A 22818-nucleotide genomic window follows, 5' to 3' on the forward strand; every position below is an offset into this window, starting at 1 on the left:
AATCATCAAAATCCGGGGATAAGAGAGATCGAAAGGTTTTCTGTCTGTCTAGTTCCTGAGTGTCTAAATCAAGTATGGTCTGCAATCGGAGTGGTTAAGTGTAATCTACTTCACGGGTTCCATGTCTTTTTACGTTAAACCAAATTCCAGAACAGTGCGGTATTCGCCACCGTAACCATGGTGAACAATAATGTGTTCACAAATGCGGCGAGCCATACATTATTCGTTTTTTCAAACAATTTGCGTGCATACACGGCGGCGATGATGAGACAAGGCACCAGTGCAAAGAGCAAAATGCCATTCAATGCCTGACCTGGATACAACGCCACACCTGTCATAAAGTCTTTGCCATATTGCACCAGCAACCACAGCACCAACCCGCCAACATTCAGTAGCATGGCCAGGAATGTGCCGCCACGTTTGCCGCGTGTATTGGCATTCAAAGCTACTGCGCTGACGAAGTAATAGATCAGGAAGAATGGTGTATAACGCAATGCGGTAATGAAATGTTCACTTTCGAACGTACGAACTGCGAACGTCCAGATTCGGAAGTCCGTTCCGAAGATTGCCTGCACTACAAACAGCAACGCATAACCGATGACTACCGCAAGTACTGCGGTTACCAGGCTGGCAATTATCGTAACAGGGTTCAGGCTGATACCATAATCGCTGAAACGGGTTCCTGCATCCTTTTTGGAGAAATAGTGGAAGGCAAAGGTCACCAGAATCATAATTAACGCCGATACCAGCGCCCAGTATACGATCTGGTTCGTCGTTGGTTCGTTGAAGTACGCGCTTGTTACAACAATGTGGCCTGCATATTGGAAGACGAGCCACATCCCCAGGGATACGATAGCCAAAAGGACACTGCCCACCGCGATATTTTTCATCCGGCGGCTTGCCTTAAAGTCGTTCTTCTTGCTTCCAGCCACGATGAATCCAATGATGGCACCAAGCACACTCACGATCAGCAAAACGAGAGCAATGATGCGGAGTACATTCAGTCCACTCGCCTCTTTATCCATTAAGGTAGGGAACAAGATTGCTGGGATCAGCGTGCTAAATGCAATAGCGAGCCAATACATTATTTTTTGTTTTCCATTGACCGCTGCGGACACGGTTGCAATCTCGCCTGTTGCCGCGTTACGCAAGAACGGAAGTCTGAGCAGCAACGTAATCAGCGGCACAATCATCAGGAAGAATCCGATCAGCGCGACAAAGTTAAATGCTTCCTTCGCCCACCAGATCTGATTGCCGGAATCCAGATTCACATTCGTCTGGTTCGGTGACGTTACACCATTAAAGGCATGCGCGTAAAAGTCGATCAAATGCCCAGTCGTTGTACTGGAGAAATGGTTCCATGGGTGCGTTTGATTCGGCGTAAACATAATATGTTCACCCGTCTGGGAAGCACGCACCACTTTGCCATCCACGGTCAGATCACCGGATGGTACTTTGGTAAACTGATCCGTCTCTCCTCTCGGTGCATCTGGCGCGAGTCCAAGGAACGCTTTACCCGAAGCGGTTGTGGCAAAATCTTTGCGCATCACCGTTCCTATGATTTCTTTTTCGGCAGCAGTCTTCTCTTCGTCGGATTTGTTGAAGAAAAACTCATCATATTTACCTGCAATCATACCAACGGTACGACTGCCGAATGCTGCTTGAAGCTGATCCTGCGGTGCAACAGCTGCGGCGTAGGAATAATCTGCACCCGCCGTGATACCTGCGTAGATCATACGGTGTCCCGTCTGCAGTGCAGTCATCTCATCCATGTACATCGATAACAGGGTGGAGAATCCGCCCATGGAATGGCCGCTGACCGCTACATATGCGTTGCCTTGCTCATCCTTTTTGGTGAAATCTTGCTCATAGATATATTTCGCGGCATCAAACTGCGAGTAAATCCAGAACGTACCGAACAGGTCCTTCACCGGAATATCTGCACTCCAGCGGGAATCCCCGTGGTCGTACATATCCAGTGCAAGCACGATATAACCGCGTCTGGACATTTCAATGGCAGGTGCATCCTGCATTTCTTTGGTATTCAGATACCCATGTGTTGTAATAATGACCGGACGTTTATCATCTGCACCAGCACCTTTGGGCATATAGAGCAGACCCGACAGCGTGCCGTGATCGGCTTGGAATTTGATCTCTTTGACCTTAACGGAATAAAAGGAAGAGTTGAACATTCCAGCAAACAAGCTGCCGAAAATGACCAAAACGAGTGATAAAACCAGCAACCCCTGCGGTTTTTTCAAGAATGATGTGACTGTTCTCATATAAAACTCCTTTAGTAAAAATAAAATGATAAATAATCAGACATATACATGTTGTGTATACAAAGAATAAACATAAAGTAAGCTGTTCAATTTAGGTGTAAATGATAACATGTAAATTTTGACTTACTATGGCCGAAAAAAAGGCACACATAACGACGCCTAACGTCTGACGCCGTTACCTGTGTCACTTTTGACTCATATCATTCATAGTTGAAACGCTGACTAACTCTATCTTATTTCATCGACTCGGATAATTCTGTGAAAATAACACCCAGCGCATACGCGCCAGCATCCGGGTAGCCCAGACTACGATCGCCGACGGCACCTGCACGTCCCATACGTGCCACGATGTCTTCGGTTTTCTTCGCACCTTCAACGGCCGCTGCTGCACCTTTGGCAAATGCTGTTTTGAAGTCATCGCCAGACTCCGCACTTTGTGTCCAGGAATCGGCACACGGAACGAGTGCATCAATCAAGGTTTTATCACCTACAACGGCACCACGTCCGAAGGAACGTTCTCCTGTAGACTGAATCCCTTGCACCGCTGCATGGATCATCTCGGCGAATTCAGCAACGTTTAATTGCTGTTTATCCCCTACTGCTTTGCCAGCCGCACGGAATGCCGAACCCCAGATTGGCCCGGATGCGCCGCCACAATATTCCATGATGACTAAGGAACATGCATCCAGGAACGATCCGATGTCTTTTTTATCTTCGTTAATGATGTGATTCCATTCGCGTTTCAACTGGCGGAAGCCTTTTGCCACACTCATACCGAAATCGCCATCACCGGCATGGGAATCCAGTTCACAGAACGGTACTTCGTTCTTGATGATGATCTCACCCATTTTATCGATCAGGTAGACGACATTGTCCAGTGAAAATTGATTGCCTTTGATTACCGCAGCTGATGCATCTGTCTCCACTTCGTAAGATACGGGAACATCTTCACCCACAACAGCTTCCAGCGCTTCGGAATACGCCACTTGTGCTACTGGAGGACCGGATACTTTAAACGCAGGGGTATCACTTTCCTTGAATAACAGCGTTTTAAGTTCCTCATCCAGTTTCAGGATCGTAACCGACGCACCCGCCATATCGATACTTGTCATGTAGTTGCCTACAAACGTAGTAGCAACCTTCAGACCTGCATGTCCTGCAAGCTCACGCTGAACGGAATTGTTGAGCAGGTACAGTTCTTGCAGTGGCGTTGCACCGAAACCATTCACGAGCACCGCAATCTCAGCGGAAGCATCCTTATCCAGCTTCATGTCAGCGAGCAACGCTTCGACCATGCGGCCTGTCAATTCATCCGCTGATACCAATTTCTCACGTCGAATACCTGGCTCACCATGAATCCCTACGCCGAATTCCATTTCATCTTCAGCAATCTCGAATGTAGGCGTGCCTTTGGCAGGCACGGTACAGGATGTGAACCCGAATCCAATACTGCGTACGTTCTTGGCTGCTTTTTCGGCAACGAGTTTCACATCTGCCAGACTACGACCTTCTTCTGCTGCGGCTCCGGCAATTTTGTGAACAAATACGGTTCCAGCAACACCCCGACGTCCTACCGTATACAGGCTGTCTTGCACAGCAATGTCATCCTCAACCCGCACATATTGTACGTCGATGCCATCTTCTTCAGCCAGATGCGCTGCATTCTTGAAGTTCATCATGTCGCCGCTGTAGTTCTTGATGATCAGAAGTGTACCCTTGTTGCTGGCTGTTGCCTTGATCGCTTGATACACCTGGATTTGGGAAGGAGATGCGAATACATCTCCACATACCGCTGCATCCAGCATCCCTTTACCCACATAACCAGCGTGAGCAGGTTCATGTCCGCTGCCGCCACCACTGATCAGGCTGACTTTATCAGCCTGAATCTCTCTGCGTTTGATGACTTTATATTTTTTCAGAAATTCAAGCTCCGGGTGTGCAAGCGCAATCCCGTTGCACATTTCCATAACAACATGTTCGGCCTGGTTAATAATTTTCTTCATTATTTTACCTCCCGGCGAGCTGCTTTGTACTCACGGCCCATGCGGTCAGCCGCTGCAATGGCAGCAGCCACTTCAGGAACGGTGATTGGGAATGGCATCGCGTGAATGGATTCTTCCGGAATACAAGCGATCTCTGCAACTTTCAACAGTTCCTCCTGACTAATCGTATCTACACCGATATCCGCCAAGCTGATCGGCAGTCCCACTTCGAGACAGAAGTCCATGACTTCATGCAGCTCTTCGGTTGGTGCATTTTCAAGGACGAGTTGTGCAATCGTACCGAAGGATACTTTTTCACCGTGGAAGAAATGATGTGTGCCTTCCAGAACAGTCAAACCGTTGTGAATCGCATGTGCTGCGGCCAGCCCACCACTTTCGAATCCAAGACCAGACAACAGAATATTGGTCTCAACGATGTTTTCCAGCGCTTGTGTCACAACGTTGCTGTCACTCGCTACTTTTGCTTTTGCACCGTCAGTCAGCAGCATTTCATAACACAGTTTTGCCAGTGCAAGCGCCGCATTGGTACCTACTGCAGATGGTGTGTATCCTTCGCGGGAACCCATTGGCAGACTTGCGTTTACACGGGAATAGGATTTCGCTGTTGCTCTTGCTTCGAAGTATGTAGAGAGCGCATCTCCCATACCGGATACGAGGAAACGTGTTGGTGCATTGGCAATTACGGTTGTATCAACGAGAACCACACTTGGGCTTTGTTTGAAGTAAGCATAGTCATCGAAAGAACCATCCGGTGTGTACAATACAGCGGAGTGACTTGTCGGTGCGTCTGTTGCCGCAATCGTTGGGCAGATGATCAGTGCTTCGCCTTCAGCTACACATTTCGCAGCATCGATCGCTTTACCGCCACCAAGACCGATGGTAGAGTCACATCCTTTTTCCTTCGCGATCGCTTGCAGACGAGCAACTTCCTCACGGGAACATTCCCCTTTAAAACCGCTTTCAACAAATGTAATATTGAATTTCTCTGCTGTTGCATCAAGCTTTGCTTTGACACGCTGTACATCATCCGGATGTGCAATCAGCAAGGCAGATTCTCCGAAGGATTTAACAAAGTACCCCAAGTTCAACAATTCGTCTTCGCCTTGTACATATTTGGTTGGGCTGATAAATGCTTTTCTCATAATAATATATGCCTCCTAATGATATGAATTGGTGTAGTGATTACATCAAATTTTAATTTCTTACAATTGACCTTAATATAACGCATGAGCAGCAGGTTTACAGTGGACTTTGATAACAAATTATTATAATTTACAATCGTAATTTTTTGCTTTTTAGCGCAATCATGGTATGTTATTGTCATGAGATGGTTGAATTTTGACCTCCCATTATACATTACCCGTCATCCTTACATCTTAATATGTACAACTTGCTAACTTTTAACGACCTAAATCATGAATCAGGTTAAATATGGAGGTTGCACGAATGATTAAAGAATATCTGCATATCAATAAAATTCTCGACCTTAATAAATGGAAGCGTCTACAAGATTCTCTCGCAACAGTAACCAAACTCGCGATCCTCACCGTGGATTATAAAGGCATTCCCGTAACCAGTCACAGCAGCTGTCAGGCCTTCTGTCAGAATGTGCGTAAAGACCCCGAGCTGCTCCCCTACTGCCAAAAATGTGATTCTCGTGGTGGTCTGGAAGCGGTCCGATTGAATGAGCCTTATGTGTATCTATGCCATTTCAATATTATTGATATCGCGATTCCGATCACGATTGATGGCAAATATATCGGTGCCGTCATGGCAGGACAAGTGAAACTCGCCGACCCGGAACAGGGTAGTGAATTGGAGCAAATTGTCACGTCCAAAAACGTACCCATGCATGCAGCCAAGCTGGAGGAATTAAAGGACGATTACGCCCAGCTGCCTGTGATGACCTATGAAGAGATTGTGAAAATCTCCAACATGTTATCCCTGCTCTGCAACTATATTGTAGAAGAAGCGCTCAACAAAAATCTGTTAGTTGAAATGTTCGAGAAAGCTTCAGGCAATCAGGAGTCTCTGAACCTCTCCACCATTCTACCGGGTTACTCCATTCGTAATATCGAGTCGATCAAAAAAGAGATGACCAATGCGATAGCGGATGCCTATCTCAAGAACAGCCCAAGTGACACGGAAAGCTCCAGTCCGATACTTCAGCCTGCTTTTGAATACATTCACAGTCACAAAAGTGAGCAGGTTTCACTCAAACAAATGGCCGATCTATGCCACCTGAGTCCGAGTTATTTCAGCAGACTGTTTGCCAAGGAAACGGGCGAGAACTTCACCACCTACCTGGCAAAACTCAAGATTAAGTGGGCCAAGCAATTGCTGGAGGTGACCGACATGCCTGTCTCACAGATCAGTGATGAGTTGGGATTTAATGAATCGGGATATTTTATCAAAATATTCAAAAAGTTCGAGGAGATTACGCCTGCTCTCTATCGCAAATACCTCCAAGAGAAAATGTAGGTTCACTGATACTTTTTTCGTATCAAAGATGAGGTTAAAAGATATTTCACCTATTAATCTGCCAAAGTTACAATGGAGTCCAGATGACTTAGGGAGGCGACATGAATGAAATATCGCAAATTAGGAAACAGTGGATTAACCGTCAGTGAGATTTCACTCGGCAACTGGATTACGCATGGAGCGCAAGTCGAGGATGGAATAGCAGAAGCTTGTGTGCGAACCGCATTGGAGGCAGGTATTACCACATTTGATACCGCAGACGTGTACTCCAATACCAAGGCAGAAACCGTACTGGGACAGGCTCTTAAGGATATACGAAGAGAAAGTATTGAACTGTGCACCAAAGTCTGTCACCCAACCGGCACAGGTCATAATGACCGCGGACTTTCACGTAAACACATCATGGAAGCCTGCAATGGTTCATTGCGGCGGCTACAGACTGATTATATCGATGTCTATTACGCTCACCGTTATGACTACAATACTCCGCTGGAAGAGACGTTTGTGGCATTCTCCGATCTGGTGCGTCAGGGCAAAGTTCATTACATTGGCGTAAGCGAATGGAACGCGGATCAGATTGCACGAGGAGCCGCTTTGGCGCGGGAACTTCATGTGCCCTTTATTGCAAGCCAGCCCCAATATTCGATGTTGTGGCGTGTGATTGAGCAAGAAGTCGTACCTGCAAGCGACCAAGCAGGACTTGGGCAGATTACATGGTCTCCTCTGGCTCAGGGTATACTATCAGGCAAATATGCGCCTAACGAAGCATTGCCCACCGGATCACGTGCAGCTGCTGAGGCGGGAGCACCCTTTTTCAATAAACTGGCTGGTCAGTGGTTACGTGAAGATGTTCTTACCGCTGTGCAACAACTTGTTCCACTCGCTAAAGAGATTGGTCTAACTCTTCCTCAACTCGCTGTGGCGTGGGTTCTACAACATTCGTATGTGAGTTCCGTTATTATCGGTGCATCCCGACCAGAGCAGGTATTGGAAAATGTAAAAGCCTCCGGTGTGAAACTGGACTCTGCGATCATGACTCGCATCGACGAAATATTGAATCCATGGATTGAGCGTGATCCAGCCAAGACGGGTTAAACACATTCATCAACAAAGTTCATAAAGCGGGATACCACTTCCTGATTCATATCCGTCCGCCATGCCGTGTACAACGGTACGGAGGGCGGATTTTCTTGTAATGGAAGAAAGACTACACCCTTTCGCTGGAACACATTCACCGATGACGGAACAATGGAAATGCCCATTCCCGCCGCAACGAGATTCACAATCGTATACATCTGGATCGCTTCCTGTGTAATTCGAGGGTCTACGCCATGCTCCCTGCAATAATCCAGAACGAGACGATGGAACGGAGAACCGAGGTGCCTTGGGAATAAAATAAAATCTTCATCCGCCAGTTCTCGAATTGAAACTTGAGTCTGAGAAGCCAACGGGTGATGATCTGGCAATACGGCAATCAACGTTTCCATCTGACAGGGACGGAACGAGACATGACGAGTATCTTCCTGATATCGCAAAAATCCAATATGAATCTGTCCGTCTTCCAGGGCCTGCAATTGTTGGGACGAAGTCATCTCACGCAGCGTCAATTCAATCTGCGGATATGCAGCGCGAAATTTCCTAAGGACATCCACCATGATGCTCCCCGAAGCCGAATCTACGAAGGCTACGGATACATGCCCGATGATGCCCTGGTCTGCCTTTTGCGTGAGCTGAATGGATCGATCTAGTTGGGCCATGATGAGTCTGGCCTGTTCCAGAAATACGGCACCCGCTGGTGTGAGACGAACCATTTTTCTAGTGCGCTCCAACAACTTCACACCGAGTTCTTCCTCCAGATTCTGAATCTGCTGGCTCAACGGTGGTTGCGTCATGTTTAATTTCTCCGCTGCACGGTGGAAATGAAGCTCCTCTGCCACGGTGATAAAGTATCTTAACTTTCGAATATCCATACGTCGATTGCGCTTCCTTCCCTCTACCTTGTTAATTCATCTGTTCCTGAACCCAGATTGCCGACTCAGCCAGCATCTTCATTAATTCATTAAAGTCCACAGCAATCTCCTGAAGAGGTAGTTCTCCTGCATCGTGAATCAACATCAGCACCTTGCCTGAACTTTGATCCAGTATAGCCATACTTCCTTCACCAAATCCACCAATAGGGAAAGGCTGGAGGTCAGCTGGCAGCTCGTATTCTTTCTCAACTTCACGGTACACTTCCAGAAAATCGGGATAAGCCCAGCTCAGTTCTTTCACCGAATACAAGGCAGGGTCGCCGAAGTTACATGCACCGAACTCAAGCAAAAGTGCGCGATACGCTGCGGGCAGTCTCACGTTATGCTTTTGCTCAAAATCCTCAATGCTCTGTTGCGTCTCAGGAGTACATCCTTCTCCCATTGTTGTATCGTAGGCTTTTACCAAAAGATCACGAATCGGTTGCAATTCTATCGATGCCACTTGAACTCCCCCTTAAGGTACCTTTCCCCACTGATCAGCCGTTGTGAATTCAATAGTTTTGCTTGAAGCGCAACACCTTACCCAAAAAAGCAAGTTGAACATTAAAATCATCTTGTTATCTCACCTGTTTACGCAACTCTTGATCCAGCCATTCCAGTGCTGCACGCAGCTTGTCCTGGGGAACTTTCTCATAACGATCACCTGCAGAATATTCAAAAGAACAGCTATTCCCACTCGTTTTGTTCAGATATGAAGTCATTCCTATGCCACGCTGCTGAGCCATTTGCACAAGAATGGGTTCAACTTCGGCAGCAGCGAGCGCAAAGTGTACATGGAACATATTCGATACCGGCACCTCGGGTAAGGTATGTATCCCGTGACACGCATTCAGTAGGGAGGCGAGTTCTTGAGCCTGCTCGTAATAAAGCTCCATTTTGCCAATCCGTTCATTGAAATAATACTGAGAACTCAGAATATACGGATACAAGCCGATCAGATCTCCGCCGTGCCGACGTTTCCATACTTTCGATTCTTGCATCACATCCGGATCACCCGCCAATATAGCCCCCGCAATACCTCCAATGCCTTTGTAAAAGGAAACATACACCGTATCAAACAGACTGCAAATCTCCGCAGGCGTTTTCTGATAATAGGGAGTGATCTCAAACAGGCGTGCCCCGTCCAGATGCAGCTTAATCCCGCGTTCACGGCAATAGGCCGAGATCGCTTCCAGTTCTTCATATGCTGGCAATTGCCCACCAATCTCACGTTGCGGAAGTTCCAGCAGCAGGCAGGCAATATCCTGATCAAGCGCTTGTACATCTTGCAAACGAATTAAACGATCCTTGTCCGCAAGCAAAATCGATTCAATCTGGTGTAACTCTTTCAATCCGTCTTCCTCATGGATTTCCAGATGACACAGAGGGTGGTAAGCTACTCGCTTTATCCCTTTGCGGTCACACCAGATCCGTAATGCAATCTGCTGTGCCATCGTTCCACTTGGGAAAAACACCGCCGATTCCTTGCCGAGAACGTCAGCCATCTGTTGCTGAAATTCTTCAATGAGTGGGCCGTTCCCGTAGTGGTCACTGAACAACTCCCCATCGATCTGGTCCAGTACGTTCTGAAGTACCTTCACTTGGCGACTGCCATGACCACCTACAATAAAGTCTGCCTGACTAAATGCTTCCGCGAGCGTTAACGTAGTATCCTCCAAGATCACTCACTCCTTTATAGTTCTGGTTCTGTAATGATCTGTACCAAAGCGCTCAACGCACTAGATATATGTTCACCACGGGAATACACAAATCCTACTTCCAACCGGCAATAGGGATCAGGCAAAGACATCACCGCGATCTCGCCTCTTATTTCTGCTTTGGTAACCGAAGAACGTGGCAACAATGATACACCGAGCCCGGCAGATACACCATTCAGAATCGTGTCCAGTGTTCCATATTCCATGATGTTAAGCGCGTGGATACCCTGATCTTTCAAAAAGGATTCCGCCTGATCGCGATGAGTGCATCCGATCTCAAAAAACAACATCGGCCTGGACAATAACGTGTACATCTCATGCGCTCCAGGTTCAGCGATCAACACCAATTCCTCGTCATACATCTTCATATAGTTCAGCTCAGGATGATCAATTGGGCCATATATTAATGCGCCATGCAATTCATGTTGAATCACCTTCTGGTTCAGCTCATGAGTCCCACCCGTGACAAGCGAATGCTGTACCTCCGGGTAGCATGAAGTATATTCAGCCAGGAGCGGCGTCAGAAAAGTAGAAGCCGCTGTCTCTATGGCACCCAGACGAAGCATGCCAGCTGGTGGGTTACCCACTTGTGTAGCCTGCTCTGCTTCATATAATAAATCCAATATTCTATCCGCATACCCAAGCAGGTTCTCGCCCGCTGGTGTGAGCGACATCCCTCGATTGGAACGATGAAATAGCGGTACTTGCAGTTGAGTCTCCAACTGCTTAATTCGTGTGGTTACATTGGACTGCACATAATTGAGTGCGAGCGCAGCTTTACTGATACTACCTTCGCGGGCAACCGCCTGAAATATTTTCAAATCACCTGCATCCATATCCTGATCACCTGCTCGTCGTTATATCGGCATTCTGCATCATCCGATTCATGCAAAGTGCTTATCTATTATTTTCAATGATACTGACAATCATTTTTGTTCATTTTACGTGAATCTGCTCCGTCTGTACAATGAGGCTCAGTAGTGAAATCTGGCTACACTGACAGGAGGAATATTAAACATGAAAGCTATTGTCCATTCGGCCCAGAGCGGCCTTGCAGGTCTTCAATATACAGAGTCAATCTCACGAGCACCAGAAGCCGGGGAAGTGCAGATTCAATTAAAATACGCTGGTATCAACCATCGGGATCTATTCATCATGGCAGGACGCGGCCCTCAGGACATCCCACTCATTCCCGGTTCTGATGGGGCAGGTATTATCGTAGGGATTGGCGAAAACGTAAGAGGGTTTACGATAGGAAATGAAGTCATTATCCATCCTACGCTCGGTTGGGAATTTGCGAATAACGTGCCCATCGTGCCCGATATTGTTGGTGGTCCTTCGGATGGAACACTGGCTCAATATATAACGTTGCCTGCTGAAAATGCCCTGCCTAAGCCAGCCCATCTATCCTGGGAGGAAGCAGGCGTGTTGTCCCTTTCAGCGCTGACGGCCTATCGCGCCTTATTCACTCGCGGCGTATTGAAGAAAGGTGAACATGTGCTCATTCCTGGCATTGGCGGTGGTGTAGCGACCTATGCCCTGCTGATGGCGGTAGCGGCTGGTGCCAAGGTGACCGTCACCTCCAGAAGTGAAGCCAAAAGAAATGAGGCACTGCGCTTGGGTGCTACCCATGCATTGGATAGTCATGCCGATTGGCGTTGGCAGAACGATCTGGAACCTGTGGACATCATCTTGGATAGCATCGGACAAGCCATGTTCCCGAAATATTTTGATATAATCAGACCAGGTGCACGTATCGTGATGTATGGTGCAAGCTCGGGGGATGATCTGACCATACCAATTCGCTCTATCTTCTTCCCGCAGATCAGTCTGATCGGCACCTCTATGGGTAGCCGTGAGGAATTTATCCAGATGCTGCAATGGGTGGAGCAATATGATATACATCCTGTGATCGATAGCGTATATCCGTTGCAAGACGTAGCAAACGCATTCGAACGTATGGAAAAAGGCGAGCAATTTGGTAATCTGGCTATACTTATGGAGTGACATCTATTTTGAGATGGGCCTTCATGAATTGTTGAAAATTGATTTACGATAATGGGGTGAATCCATCTGACTAGTCTCGCTAAACGTATACTAATTGTTCTTATTGCTATTATCATTTTGGCCCAAATTCCTGTATTAAAAGAAACCTTAGCCCGAGGAGTAACTACGTTATATGTGAAGATAAAATATCCCGAACATTCCTTTCAATTCCAAGACTTCATCTACGAGTCTCATTTCGGGAACTATATCATTTCTTATACTGATCAAGACGAACAACTCATTAGTCTGATGCTTGAGCCCAAATTTTTACCGGTGCTCATCACGTATGATCCATTGAATCAGCCCATGAAAGACTAGTTTGTTCACGCTATGAATCATTCAGGAGGTATCGTTATGAACAATCCATTACATTTGGTCGAATTGGTTCGCAAACTGATGGACTCTGAAGGAACGGAAGCCGAGATCCAATTGGCTCAGGAAGTTCTGGAGGGAAATGCCTACATATTAGTCAGAGAAGCGGCCTTTGCTATTCTTGTTGCACATCAACAAGTTAATGGTGCAGCATCCGCGTTAGAATCGCTTCAATCCGATCCTGATTTTGGCTCTTCTGCAATGCGGGTACTGTATTCGAAACAAGGAAGTTATAATCAATAAACCAAGTTCCCCCTCCCCAATTTCCATAATTTCGTTATAATGGTAAGCAAGACATCATGTTATTGGAGGAGAATTATGGAAACGGAAGCTTTACGCAACGTGGAACAACTAGCTCTGAAGAAACACAAGATTTATAAACAAAGTTTAATCAGGTACCTTGCACGCTCCATGCTGGCCAGTATGTTTATCGGATTCGGCGTCATCGTGGCGTTTAAGACAGGTAACTTCTTTTATATGGAGCAGTCCCCGTTCACCTATCCGATGGCGGCAATTACGTTTGGCGCGGCTATCATTCTGATCGCCTATGGCGGGGGTGACCTGTTCACGGGCAATACGTTTTATTACACGTATGCCGCGCTGCGCAAGAAACTGCGCTGGTTCGAAGTCATCAAGCTGTGGATCGCGAGTTATAGCGGTAACCTGATGGGCGCAGCCGTGTTTGCCTTGTTAATCTACCTGACCGGATTGTTCGACTCGTCCCAGGTGAACGGTTTTCTGTTAAGCGTGGTGGAGCACAAAATGGAAGTTCCGACCATGCAGCTCTTTTTCAGGGGAATTCTGTGTAACTGGCTTGTATGTATGGCGTTCTTTGTCCCAATGTTCATGAAGGAGAATGGAGCCAAAATGTTTGCCATGATGCTCTTTGTGTTCTGCTTCTTCATCTCGGGATACGAGCACAGCATCGCCAATATGTGTACGTTCGCGATTGCACTTGTGCTGAACCACCCGGGGACGATCTCATTTGAAGGTGTTCTTCACAACCTGGTTCCCGTGACTTTGGGTAATCTGGTGGGCGGTGTGCTGCTGATGGGCTTTATGTATTATGCGGTGAACAAACCGTTTCTGGATGAAGAGACACATTAATCTCTGGCAAAAAAAGATTCCCTTCCGGCCCGGTCCTTCGACCGTGGCTAATCGGTAAGGAGAATCCAAAACACCCCGGCATCCTTCCCATCTCAGGGAGAAGGTTGCCGGGGTGTTTCTCTATGGGCAGGCTCACGGATAAGCCGCCTGCCCTCCACACGCATAGCCATGTGATACACAACCACATGGCTCCATGCTGTGGGTCGGCAAGCAGGCCGCAATCAGGTAGCCTGTGTTGTCCGCTTGCCAACCCCATCCGTGGCTTAGAAGTACTCTAGCCACGGAGTATATTCAATATCGTTGTCGCCGCGCGTGACCACGATCATATTCTCGATTTTGCCTGTGTCCTTATTGGTCCGGTAGATCATCGTACGTGTCTCGCCTTCTTCCGGTACAGAGAACAGGAACTTGTCCGCAACGAAGGAAGAACCAAGTCCAGTGGCATGTTCTGTAAAGGCAGAGCCCGTCTTGCTTGTGAGCAGCAGACCAATCCCGTAGGCTGTAGCCGTTTGTGCCGCTTTGCCAAAGAGATGCTCTCCTTGACTAGTCGTGTGCGTTTGCTCCGAATACCTATACTTTTCCGTATCCTTGCTATAGTCCACCACATTGCCCTGTTTATCCAGACTGATGGTGGTTGTTTCGCCCTTGTCGCTTTTCACCTGATACGTACCTACGATGGAATCCTCGGTTATTTTTACCGTCTTGCCCGTATTGGGGTCAGTCTGATAGATTACATCTTCATACTGAAGCCGAATGATGTTCATACTGGCCTGAATCTGCTGCGCCAGTTCTTCGTCACCCATCTCTTTGGCTTTCTTCAGCATTTCCTCATAGTTCTGGTATTTCTCGGCATCCTTCTCATCCCATTCATCCATGTTCTTGGTGGACCTGGCGTTTTGTCCAGATCATCGCCTTTATTTTTGCCCATGGTTGATAGCGCCCGCGCTGCGGTCAGCGCCGTCATGATTGCCTGGCTCACCGCCTCTTCATCTGTCGTGCGGAAACGCTCGGCAATCTTCTTAAGCTCCGACTGAATGGACAGAACCAGTTCCAGAACAGATTTCATCGTGCCTTGAGCCGTTGAATAATCGTTATAAAAACGCTCACGCTCCATCCCATCCCAGTTGCTGCGCATGACACTCATCTTGCCGTCCAATGTAGACATGAAGCCCGATAATTGCTGATGTGCCTCAGCGAACTGCCCACTGACCGTCTCCAGTTGTTCCGGTGTCACCTTGATCTGTGTCATCCTGCACACTCCCCTTCGTGGTCATTTATATCCCGTGGTTAACCAATGTGTTGCCCGAACAGCACTCTCCCAGATCTCGACTAACTTGTCATGATCCTGTTCCCGATATGCAGAGACTAACATGTCCAACGTATGCTCCTTTTCTACTAACAGTAAAAGGTTATGTAAAAGCCCGATCCTGGGATCGGACTTGTTTGATACATCAAACTTGAAATAACTCTACATGTATTTTACCATGTCCATTACTCAATCTGTACCCATAATGGCTAATCTTGAGTCAACATCCTACTACCAATTACGCAATCCAACGAAAGATTGTGGCAGATCGGGAAGGTATTGCATACCGAAACGAATCTGCGTCCATACCCACATCTGGTTTCCTAGTTCTGTAACTGTGCAAGAATCTGCGGGTCCTTGATCTTTTTATCTTCGGCAAGCAACATCACCTTGGACAGAATCTCAGCCGTTCTCGGATCTTCATCGAGGAATGGCAGGAAGATTCGGCCCCGATGCTGGCTGTGCACCGGTACAATCTGGAGCGCACCTGTGGCTTGTTTGAACACATTGCCACTACCCAGATGAACAGCATACTCACCCAATTCACCATCAATCCGCGCGTAATTCCCATCCAGACGTACATTGTCAATCTTCAGCAGACGCAACGACTCGTTCACAATGACGTGACGCATCTCTATTGTTGTCAGGCTGGCTTCCGGATCTACGCCTCCCACATGTGCAACGCTGACCACCAGATCGATATCACGCATAACTTCCGAGAAGAACGTCAGCGGCACATCTTGCAGCGCTACAGGTTTGTAGCTCTTACGATCGTAGAACTGCACCGTCTCCAAGGTAGGTGCCTCGGTATCTGCTGGTGAGAACCAATCTGCCATGGCATAGAGATTCGCAATCAGATTGTGCTCATAGCTTACCTTCTGCAGACCTTCTTCATAACTGACAGTCCATTGGCGTCCTTTAAGCAGAGCTACTGCTTTTTTCGGTTGAATCTGATACCCGGCATATCGGCGGGACACCGTACCATTAGCCAATTCGTCCTCGTTAGGAAGATACAGCTCACGGAATACCTGCTTGAACGGCTGACGCTCCTGACGGGTGAACAGATCCCGCTGGAATTCACTCCAGCTTCCGCTCTGATACAGATGAAGCGAATGAGCAATCAACAGTTGATCCTGTTCCGATAGTGCATGGATCGTACCCTCCGGTCCTGGAGCAACCAAACCACTGGTCGATACATCGAATCGTCCAGTCTTGTCACCTGACTGGAATACAAGTGTTCTTACCAGCGGTTGTATAACCGGATTTTGCATCAGACTGGCAATTTCCTGACGTGTAAATGACGTTCCAGCAGTCATCGAGCGTTCCAGCTCCTGTCGTGCCCGGCGATACTGATCCACCAGATCCGATTTGAGCTCTTTCAGTTCAGCGATATATCCATCTTTTTTGAACCGGGCAGGTACAGATTTGAGTGTCTTACCTTTGCTAACGATAACCATCTCGGGTTGGCCTTCCTCATCGATGACCAATTGCGCTGTCGTGTCAGCATCCAATGCATGAGGTTCAAAGAAAGATTTCATCTCATCCAACTTACGTGCTTCCATGTCCCACATCAGCCGCGTAACATCAGCATAACCTGCATTACGAGCAAGATTGCCCAGTGCAATCTGTGATGCCACACCTTCACTGGCACGGCGTTGTGCACCGAATTGTTTGCTCTGCATCAGAAACTTCTGAATGAAGTCGTATCGCTCACGCAGATCCTGTTCCCGATTAGCCGCGAATGGGATCAGGCTGTAGGTTAACAAATGATCCTTGTTTCGCTTGTCTGACACGGACTCACGCATATCGTCCAATCGAAGCTTGCCCAGTGCAGCATCTGCGAACAATTGGGATCTGCGGTGGTTAGCTCCCCCGGAAATGTACTTGGCGCAATCGTATAACAGATTGAACCGTTCCTCCCCGACAGCAGCATAGGCCTCTTCGAACCACGCGATATCAAACGCACCTTCATTGAAGTCCTGTGGCGAGATTGGAGAATAGTGGGCCACGATGGTTTCTTTCTCCGCAGTAAAGCGTTCATTGATATGGGCATGGAAGTACCAGGCCGCACTGCGAAGACCTTCCCATCCCAGATATTTCGCTACAATCTCCATCCACTGCGGGGCGTACATGGCTGCTTCCAGTAATTTTTTCTCATTCACCGGATACTTCTGGAGCAATTCCCCAAGACGCTTCTCATCCTCTCCATCCCGTGGATGACCATTCTGAATTAGATAGCTAAACGTCTCTTTACGTGTTGTGTTGTCCCCATAACTATAGATATATCCACGGACAAATGTATCCTGATCCATCGCAGAGACCAGATGTACCCAGTGTTCCATGCCTTCAATTCGATTCAGTTTCATGGCAAGTGTACTTACTTCTGTGGATAGTTCACCCCGAGTAAGCTCAATCTCCAGAATGCGATCGACCACCGCATCTCGCAATTGAACAAGCTTTGGATCACTCGCGATCACTTCTGTACGAGTGGATGTTAAGTCCCGAATAAACAACAGACGATTCCCACCGACCAGCACCTGTCGATATATCTCTTGATCATCAATCAGGTTCAACTGGTACGCACGCAGAAAATCTTCAAGTGACAGTAGAGACAGCGGTTGACTACTCTCTACAAGACTGGTGAACTGGTAAGCTGTCTGGAAGAAACGTTTGAAGCTGTTGTCGTCATGGATTTTGCTACGAACTACATAATTCCAAGGTCCAGTCAGAATATGAAGCATGCCTGACTCTTTCTCGAGTCGATCAGCAGGCATACTCGCGATGATGGAGGCCCAGGTTTTCTCAGCTATTTCAAACGTGTCGATCGGATCGCTATCCAGAAATGCCGCCGATATCAGTGCCATTACCTGATCCTTATACGTTAACGAATCCAGCATCTGCTGCAGCTTTTCGATGTCATCCAGAGGATAGATCTGTTCGGTAAACGACTTGCGCCAGCCTTCCAATAACGGAATCTTCTGCAATTCGTCATAGTCATACTGCTCACGGAAATAACTGTAATGGTCGCTCAAATTGCCATTGAACTCCCGAAGCTGTATAGCCATGTATAGCTGCATCAGTTCCACACTGCTGAACCCGGCATGTTGAATATAGTTCTCCCATACGTCATGAAGCGGAAACTGTTCCATCTGCTTCATTTCATTCCGCTCTCCATATGGAACCTTGGAGCGAAGACTCGCTCCGACTAACAATGTGTCTTTATAGCCAGCGTAGTATTCCACTTGATACTCATAATCCCTGTGTTCATGCACTAATTCACTAAGTCCCTCCAGAAATGGTCTGGTCTTATCCAGAAAGAGTGTAAAGATATCCTTCGGATTATGGCCCTTGAGATCACGCTTCTCATCCAGCAATGGCTCACGTCGCTTCGGATCAAATAAACCAAATCCATTAGAGGCTGTGTAACGACTCCCCTGATCGGTCAGCTTATCCAGCAGTTTCTGTTCCTTGGCAGTGGGTGTCTCAATCAGCTGCGCCAATGGCTGCAATTGCTCCTGCTGATCTATCCGCTCTGGATCTACCGCAATCTCGGTCAATAATTCTAGCGCACCCAAGCGCTGCAGTTCACTCTTGGCCTGCAAAAGTCGCTTCAGTGAGATGGTCAATTGGTCCACGGGTTGCAGTAACAATACATGGATGACCTTCTGACGAAGTGAGCCAGTCTTGAGCTTCATCAACGCCTCCATCTGTTTCATCTCTTCAACCGTCAACGTGAGCCGCTTCGCCTTGGCGAGTGCACTCTCCCGATTACTGATGCTTTTATCAGACAAACTCTCAAACACAAACTCTCTTTGCACCTCATTATCGGGATGCTGAACAAACTGGGACAACAGTTCTCCGCGCAGTTCCGGGCTTAAACGGTCCTTGATTGCAATGACCTCCCCGATCCACTCCGGGTCCATATCATAAGCGGCCAAATATAACATTTTCTTGACTACATCATCCGTATCAATCCGGTAGTTAACATACTCAAGTACACCCGACGGTCCACCTGACCCGCCTTTTGGAATGGCAGCCAGCATCTGTTTGAACCGATCAAAGTCCTGGCGCCGCAAGGCCTTATCTCCCAGAGCAGGCAATGGCCACACGTACACGCTACGCTGATTCTCTCCATTCTCGAAACTCCAGTTGTACATATACATCGCATCATAGTTTGTCACAATCCAGTGCATCAACTCAGTATCCTGCGCCTCCAGATAACGACGTGCAATGTGCAAACGAAGCTCCCTGTTCTGGCTGTTAGCCAGTACGTATTGGGCAACAATCTTCTGATATAACTGACCTTGATCCATAATCTCGATTATCTTGCTCTTCAATTCATTCTCTTCAATGACCGCTGTCGCCCACAAACTGATAAAGAGTTTGTTGGCGTTCGCTTCCTGCTGCCAGGCCTCGCGTACTTCTGGTTGCACAAGGGACTCATAGGCCTGTTCAATCAACTGTGCGGCAACACGCTGGTTAGCTGCTTCTATGCCGATCCCCGTCCATACGGCAAGCGCTCTTACAACGGAACTGAAACGAATCAGGTTGTTGTCGATAATGATTTTTAATATGTAAATATAGGCTTCCAGTGTCCCTTCATCCATCCGCTCCACAATGCTTTGGCGCAGCCCTTCCTGTAACCTTGCTGCAACGAGCAACTCACCCACCATCTGGTAGGCATCCGCCTGATCGCTCATGAATATACCTTTGATCATTTCATGGGTTAACAACGCTGTCTGATTGTCACCATATATAATATCATGCAGTGCCTGCTTCATATCTCCGCCCTGATGATCCAGTTCATAAGCAATACAATCCGGCAGTACCGAACGGATCTCATGCAAATAATCCAGCTTGTACTCACGAAGTGACACATATTCTTCTAGGGAGAAATTTTTCATTTCCATACGGAACAATCCCATCAGTTTGCGAATGACCTGTTCTACATGCTGCTCCGGATCGGATGTGCGAAAAGGCCGGCGTTCATAGTTGTTACTGTATGGGAAACGAGTCCCACGCTCTGCAATATAACGGAATCGTGCAACCAATGACTCGCTCGCCAGATGCTGGAGCACATCCAATAGTGGCTGGAATAATGGTTTCTGCGTTTCTGCAGCCAACCTTCCAAGCAACTCATCAGTATTCAAAAACATCTTTTCGTCTCCACGCAAATAGGTAGACCCGGCGATCTCCACAACATAGTTTGCCAACTCGAGCTGTACCCCCGTTAACGACTTGGCTCTTTCCTGCAATCCATCCATATACACCTGTACTTGCTCTTCCTGATTCATCCTGTTCTCCTCCTTCATCGCTCTCTACCACAGACGTCCAGCAAGCATTGTAAAACGAATAAATACCACGTTATCTCCGTCTTTTACAACAAGTGACTCATCCAGCTCCTGCAATTCTTCATCGTTGAGAAACACTTTGTACAATCCATCCTCATAGGCGGTTATAGCTGTCTCCATCGCAACTTCCAGATCAGGAACGCCCTCATTGTATACTGCGCCAAAACCGACTTTCCCCGCCGCTCCCTGCGTCTCAATATCATCCGGCATCAGGTAGGCTAGTAATTCAGCCTGTTGCTTCTTGTCCTGAAGCGCTTTTACTTGCAGAGCCACCATGTTCTTAATGAGCTGCCTTAACGTATGAGTTGTTTCCGGAAGTTCGGCAGCTTGCTTGGCAAGTACCGGCTTGCGCTTACCCAGACTTTTTACCGTTATCCATACGTTCACTGCATTCCCTCCCTTGTCCTGCTCTATTTGAAGAAGCTTCCATAAGCCCCGATATCTATACCACGATGCGGAATAACCTAAACTCGAAATGACGATCTGTCTCAAAATAAAATCAAAAATACGTACATATGTACCCCTAATGAACATCATAACTAAAATTCAAGCTATATTCATGAGCCAATCCTCATGTTTACGTGGAACCACGGAACTATGGCCTACTTGCGTACATATACGCAAAAAAAGCCGCACAGTCTCATATAACTATGGGACTGGGCAGCCGCTTAGCTACCATTATATATCAGCTTGGCAGCTTCCCTGTTCGTTGTTCTCTTCATGCAATCCCGCTGGCGTGTAAGCTGGCTGAGCCGAGGCAACAAAGGCATGGCCGAATCGACATCCCTCTCTTCCTGAGGCGTACAACCACTCGGCCGTTAACCAAGGTACAGTGTTTACGAGTGATCCATAAGTAACCAAAGAACAGCGCAATCCCACCAGGGTGCGCTGTTCTTTTTACTTAAGAAGAATATTTTTGAAGAACAATAACGGCATTATGTCCACCGAATCCAAAGGAATTAGACATCCCGATCCGCAACTCTGCTTTTCTTGCCTCGTTAGGTACGTAATCCAAATCACATTCGGGGTCCCTCTGCTCTTGATTAATAGTTGGAGGGATGATACCATGCCGCAGGGTTTGAATAAGTGAGATCGCCTCCGCACCGCCTGCTGCACCAAGCATATGTCCCGTCATGGACTTATTCGCTGTGACCGGAATATCATAGGCACCTGTCCCGAAAAGTTGTTTAATCGCTCTTGTCTCAGAGAGGTCACCCGCCTCCGTACTGGTGGCATGAGCATTAATTACATCAATGTCTTCAGGTCCAATCTGAGCCTCTTTCAGTGATGCTTTCATCGCCAGATATGCCCCCCGTCCTTCCGGGTGGGTAGCTACCATATGATACGCATCTGAACTGGCACCATATCCAATCACTTCGGCAAGAATATTCGCCCCTCTTCCCAGTGCATGAGATAGTGACTCAACAACCAGAATTCCAGCGCCCTCCGCCATGACAAAACCGTCTCTCCCCGCATCAAATGGACGACTCGCTGTTTGGAACGCTTCATTTCTTGTTGATAACGCTGTCGCATTACCGAAGCTTGCCAGTGACACTTCGGTTACAGCCGCTTCTGTCCCGCCAGCAATAATGACATCGGCTCCGCCATGACGAATTAACCGGAAAGCCTCTCCAATGGCTGTATTGCCAATGGAACAAGCCGTTACTGGCGACAACGTCGGCCCCCAGCAACCGAACCTCATACTGACCATCGCCGCAGCCATATTGGATATCATCATAGGTACCAGTGTTGGGCTGACTCGCGCAGGTCCCCGATCTGACAACGTCTTGCCTTGTTCCATCAATGTCTGGATGCCGCCTATGCCTGAACCAATATATACACCTACCCGTTCACGGTCCAGTTCATCCATCACAAGACCCGATTGCGATACAGCCTGGTCCGCAGCAGCAACAGCAAATTGAACGAATCGGTCCATACGCCTTGCTTCCTTACGCCCAAAACGCTCTTCACCATCAAAATCATGGACCACCCCAGCGATTCTGGTTTTGTACGAAGCTGTATCAAAATGCTCTATAGGCGATACACCTGATCTACCCTCAATTAATCCATTCCAGAATGTATGTACATCATTTCCCAAAGGAGAGATGACTCCCATACCTGTAATCACGACTCGTTCCATGTC

17 protein-coding genes are annotated in these 22818 nt (G+C 47.6%); 5 read left to right on the top strand and 12 right to left on the bottom strand.

The window, feature by feature from the left end:
* Positions 1 to 134 precede the first annotated feature (134 nt).
* From D829_RS0118950 to D829_RS0118960, 3 genes are all read right to left on the bottom strand, one after another.
* The gene (locus D829_RS0118950; RefSeq protein WP_017690498.1) at positions 135 to 2282 is read right to left on the bottom strand and encodes a hypothetical protein; all 2148 of its coding nucleotides are present in this window, start codon (positions 2280 to 2282) and stop codon (positions 135 to 137) included.
* A 233-nt stretch (positions 2283 to 2515) separates the two neighbouring features.
* Entirely contained in the window at positions 2516 to 4285 is a 1770-nt protein-coding gene (gene dhaK / locus D829_RS33000; protein ID WP_017690499.1) for a dihydroxyacetone kinase subunit DhaK, read from the bottom strand.
* The gene (locus tag D829_RS0118960; protein WP_017690500.1) at positions 4285 to 5427 is read right to left on the bottom strand and encodes a glycerol dehydrogenase; all 1143 of its coding nucleotides are present in this window, start codon (positions 5425 to 5427) and stop codon (positions 4285 to 4287) included. The genes dhaK and D829_RS0118960 overlap by 1 nt, the downstream gene beginning before the upstream one ends.
* A gap of 304 nt (positions 5428 to 5731) precedes the next feature.
* Here D829_RS0118960 and D829_RS0118970 point away from each other — a divergent pair, with 304 nt between their 5' ends.
* Positions 5732 to 6766 (top strand): PocR ligand-binding domain-containing protein, encoded by a 1035-nt coding sequence (locus D829_RS0118970; RefSeq protein ID WP_017690502.1) that lies wholly within the window; start codon positions 5732 to 5734, stop codon positions 6764 to 6766.
* A 105-nt stretch (positions 6767 to 6871) separates the two neighbouring features.
* Positions 6872 to 7861, top strand: coding sequence for an aldo/keto reductase family protein (locus D829_RS0118975; protein WP_017690503.1), 990 nt, complete (start codon positions 6872 to 6874; stop codon positions 7859 to 7861).
* Here D829_RS0118975 and D829_RS0118980 read toward each other — a convergent pair.
* The 4 genes from D829_RS0118980 to D829_RS0118995 form a co-directional block, all read right to left on the bottom strand.
* On the bottom strand, positions 7858 to 8736 hold the full coding sequence (locus tag D829_RS0118980; RefSeq protein ID WP_017690504.1) for a LysR family transcriptional regulator: 879 nt from the start codon (positions 8734 to 8736) through the stop codon (positions 7858 to 7860). The two genes, D829_RS0118975 and D829_RS0118980, sit on opposite strands and share 4 nt — an antisense overlap.
* A gap of 31 nt (positions 8737 to 8767) precedes the next feature.
* Positions 8768 to 9238, bottom strand: coding sequence for an SMI1/KNR4 family protein (locus D829_RS0118985; RefSeq protein WP_017690505.1), 471 nt, complete (start codon positions 9236 to 9238; stop codon positions 8768 to 8770).
* Positions 9239 to 9353: 115 nt separating this feature from the next.
* On the bottom strand, positions 9354 to 10454 hold the full coding sequence (locus D829_RS0118990; RefSeq protein WP_017690506.1) for a beta-eliminating lyase-related protein: 1101 nt from the start codon (positions 10452 to 10454) through the stop codon (positions 9354 to 9356).
* A gap of 14 nt (positions 10455 to 10468) precedes the next feature.
* The gene (locus tag D829_RS0118995; protein WP_017690507.1) at positions 10469 to 11329 is read right to left on the bottom strand and encodes a LysR family transcriptional regulator; all 861 of its coding nucleotides are present in this window, start codon (positions 11327 to 11329) and stop codon (positions 10469 to 10471) included.
* Between the two features lie 181 nt (positions 11330 to 11510).
* On the opposite strand from D829_RS0118995, the gene D829_RS0119000 reads away from it, so the two are divergent.
* The 3 genes from D829_RS0119000 (at position 11511) to D829_RS0119015 (ending at position 14018) form a co-directional block, all read left to right on the top strand.
* Positions 11511 to 12500 carry a zinc-binding dehydrogenase gene (locus D829_RS0119000; protein ID WP_017690508.1) on the top strand — a complete coding sequence of 330 codons (990 nt, stop codon included), beginning with the start codon at positions 11511 to 11513 and terminating at the stop codon, positions 12498 to 12500.
* A 393-nt stretch (positions 12501 to 12893) separates the two neighbouring features.
* Positions 12894 to 13154: a hypothetical protein gene (locus tag D829_RS0119010; RefSeq protein WP_017690510.1), complete on the top strand. Its 261-nt coding sequence runs from the start codon at positions 12894 to 12896 to the stop codon at positions 13152 to 13154.
* 75 nt (positions 13155 to 13229) lie between these two features.
* Positions 13230 to 14018: a formate/nitrite transporter family protein gene (locus tag D829_RS0119015; protein ID WP_017690511.1), complete on the top strand. Its 789-nt coding sequence runs from the start codon at positions 13230 to 13232 to the stop codon at positions 14016 to 14018.
* A gap of 263 nt (positions 14019 to 14281) precedes the next feature.
* Here D829_RS0119015 and D829_RS34085 read toward each other — a convergent pair whose 3' ends face one another.
* From D829_RS34085 to fabF, 5 genes are all read right to left on the bottom strand, one after another.
* Entirely contained in the window at positions 14282 to 14893 is a 612-nt protein-coding gene (locus D829_RS34085; protein WP_241230796.1) for a hypothetical protein, read from the bottom strand.
* Complete coding sequence (locus D829_RS34090; RefSeq protein ID WP_017690513.1) at positions 14836 to 15267, bottom strand: WXG100 family type VII secretion target; 432 nt, start codon at positions 15265 to 15267, stop codon at positions 14836 to 14838. The genes D829_RS34085 and D829_RS34090 overlap by 58 nt, the downstream gene beginning before the upstream one ends.
* Before the next feature lie 380 nt (positions 15268 to 15647).
* Positions 15648 to 20618 (bottom strand): DUF4132 domain-containing protein, encoded by a 4971-nt coding sequence (locus D829_RS0119025; protein ID WP_017690514.1) that lies wholly within the window; start codon positions 20616 to 20618, stop codon positions 15648 to 15650.
* A 24-nt stretch (positions 20619 to 20642) separates the two neighbouring features.
* Positions 20643 to 21062 (bottom strand): hypothetical protein, encoded by a 420-nt coding sequence (locus D829_RS0119030; protein ID WP_017690515.1) that lies wholly within the window; start codon positions 21060 to 21062, stop codon positions 20643 to 20645.
* Positions 21063 to 21576: 514 nt separating this feature from the next.
* On the bottom strand, positions 21577 to 22815 hold the full coding sequence (gene fabF, locus D829_RS0119035; RefSeq protein WP_017690516.1) for a beta-ketoacyl-ACP synthase II: 1239 nt from the start codon (positions 22813 to 22815) through the stop codon (positions 21577 to 21579).
* Between the last annotated feature and the right edge of the window lie 3 nt (positions 22816 to 22818).

This window comes from Paenibacillus sp. PAMC 26794 (assembly GCF_000316035.1).
Lineage (GTDB): Bacteria > Bacillota > Bacilli > Paenibacillales > Paenibacillaceae > Paenibacillus.

Coding starts and splice junctions, on each gene's coding strand:
- D829_RS0119015 (WP_017690511.1), top strand. CDS start 13,230: ATGGAAACGGAAGCTTTACGCAACGTGGAACAACTAGCTCTGAAGAAA.
- D829_RS0118950 (WP_017690498.1), bottom strand. CDS start 2,282: ATGAGAACAGTCACATCATTCTTGAAAAAACCGCAGGGGTTGCTGGTT.
- D829_RS34090 (WP_017690513.1), bottom strand. CDS start 15,267: ATGACACAGATCAAGGTGACACCGGAACAACTGGAGACGGTCAGTGGG.
- D829_RS0118970 (WP_017690502.1), top strand. CDS start 5,732: ATGATTAAAGAATATCTGCATATCAATAAAATTCTCGACCTTAATAAA.
- D829_RS0119000 (WP_017690508.1), top strand. CDS start 11,511: ATGAAAGCTATTGTCCATTCGGCCCAGAGCGGCCTTGCAGGTCTTCAA.
- D829_RS0119010 (WP_017690510.1), top strand. CDS start 12,894: ATGAACAATCCATTACATTTGGTCGAATTGGTTCGCAAACTGATGGAC.
- D829_RS0118995 (WP_017690507.1), bottom strand. CDS start 11,329: ATGGATGCAGGTGATTTGAAAATATTTCAGGCGGTTGCCCGCGAAGGT.
- fabF (WP_017690516.1), bottom strand. CDS start 22,815: ATGGAACGAGTCGTGATTACAGGTATGGGAGTCATCTCTCCTTTGGGA.
- D829_RS0118980 (WP_017690504.1), bottom strand. CDS start 8,736: ATGGATATTCGAAAGTTAAGATACTTTATCACCGTGGCAGAGGAGCTT.
- dhaK (WP_017690499.1), bottom strand. CDS start 4,285: ATGAAGAAAATTATTAACCAGGCCGAACATGTTGTTATGGAAATGTGC.
- D829_RS0118975 (WP_017690503.1), top strand. CDS start 6,872: ATGAAATATCGCAAATTAGGAAACAGTGGATTAACCGTCAGTGAGATT.
- D829_RS0119025 (WP_017690514.1), bottom strand. CDS start 20,618: ATGAATCAGGAAGAGCAAGTACAGGTGTATATGGATGGATTGCAGGAA.
- D829_RS34085 (WP_241230796.1), bottom strand. CDS start 14,893: ATGGATGAATGGGATGAGAAGGATGCCGAGAAATACCAGAACTATGAG.
- D829_RS0118960 (WP_017690500.1), bottom strand. CDS start 5,427: ATGAGAAAAGCATTTATCAGCCCAACCAAATATGTACAAGGCGAAGAC.